The sequence below is a fragment of the Bradyrhizobium sp. S3.3.6 genome (assembly GCF_040546905.1).
Taxonomy (GTDB): domain Bacteria; phylum Pseudomonadota; class Alphaproteobacteria; order Rhizobiales; family Xanthobacteraceae; genus Bradyrhizobium; species Bradyrhizobium cytisi.
Window position 1 is genome coordinate 1 of the sequence record NZ_JBEPOT010000031.1, and the last position, 1,439, is coordinate 1,439.

Genomic DNA, 1,439 nt, shown 5'->3' on the forward strand with positions numbered 1-1,439 from the left:
GGGCTATGGGATTCCCGGATTTTGTTCTTGGTTAGCAAGAGCATATCCCTCGAGCGTAGCAGCGAGACGGTTCCAGCCGTCTCGCATGGTCTTTGGTCCGGGAGGTTTGTAGTAGCAATTCCAACCTCCCAGACGTGCTGCAATCCAGGAGACGAAGGCAAGAGAGTCCGGTGAGTGAGGATTCCTTTGTCGAAGTGTCTTGCCTTCGAGCTTTTTGGACAAGCGATCGAGGGCGACGGCAAAGTATGGATCGATCACATCGCTCGCTGGACGAGGTCCGCCGTCTCTGGCGTCGACAAGCTGGAGCGTCCGGATCGCGCCAGCCAAAGCGATAGCCGCGAGATTGAACATGCGCTCGGCGTCAATGACCTGGCTATCATCCAGGGCTAACCCGTCGCTCTTGAGCGCGCGGAAGGTCTGTTCGATGCGCCAGCGCAGGCGATATAGTCGGACGATATCTTCGGCTTCCTCGGCGCAGCCGACTTTATGGGTCGTGAGCAAGCGCCACAGAAGTGGCGTCTTGCCGGCTGGCGCGTCGACCTCCCGTGCTTCCACTAAGGTGAGGTCGACGTGATCAGTCGCCTCGGACCGTTTCATATTTGCCGGGCGAGCAATGCGCACGGCTCCGGCGTACAACTCCACCGTTGCCACACGCCCCTTATCGCCCGGTCCGCGCGGCGCTACCTGGGCCTGGCAGATACCCAACGGCTGCACGCCGGCAAGCGCCATGAACAACGATCCGCCATCCGCCAAAGACCGATCCTGACCTGAGCGCACGATCAGATCGAGCATCTCTGGCTTGCGGGCGAACAGCAGGTAAATATCGCATTCACGATCAGCCACCATCGTCACTCCGGCCGCATCCGACAGAACGCTGGCAGCAGCCTCGCAACCAGATAGCCAGCGCGCCGATTCCTTGTCTGCAATGGTGCGGCTGTGGCGCGATGTGACGCGCTGCTTGGAGCGTGTCCAGATCTCCGCATCAACGAGGCCCACCACCGCCTCGCTCTCGATGTCTACGGCAATCACCGGATGAATGAAGAAGCCGGGTGTCTTGCCGTCCCCGCCAGGCCCGAAGCCTCGCCGCTTCTTGTCACGACCGGCAAAATTGATCTCACTCGTATCCTGGACTGCCAGAATGCGGCGGCCAGCGCATTGCCGCGCCGTCCGCCCAGCCAGCGTCTCCACAATCCGATCAACCGAGACGTAGGGCGATGACAAAAACCGGTGCACGGCCTTCTCACCAGCTCGGGTCTCTCCCAATTTGCGAAGCACCAACGTGCCCGCGGTCGCCACTCGCTCGATCAGCCAATCAGCCCGCTCAGCAACCCGAACATCGCCAAAAGACATCGCAGGCCCTCCGTCCCAGACAGGTCGAAAGGCCTTGAATCACATCCATAAACTCCGGGGAATCACTTTCGGGCATCCCATAGCCCACA

The 1,439-nt window shown here is 60.6% G+C and carries 1 protein-coding gene; it reads right to left on the bottom strand.

Translation table 11 applies throughout. The features are described 5' to 3' along the window. Positions 1-3 precede the first annotated feature (3 nt). Positions 4-1,350 carry an IS4 family transposase gene (locus ABID59_RS37335; protein WP_354037801.1) on the bottom strand — a complete coding sequence of 449 codons (1,347 nt, stop codon included), beginning with the start codon at positions 1,348-1,350 and terminating at the stop codon, positions 4-6. Positions 1,351-1,439 lie beyond the last annotated feature (89 nt).

What these genes read in the sequence shown, in the direction of transcription:
- ABID59_RS37335 (WP_354037801.1), bottom strand. Translation starts at nt 1,350, where the DNA reads ATGTCTTTTGGCGATGTTCGGGTTGCTGAGCGGGCTGATTGGCTGATC.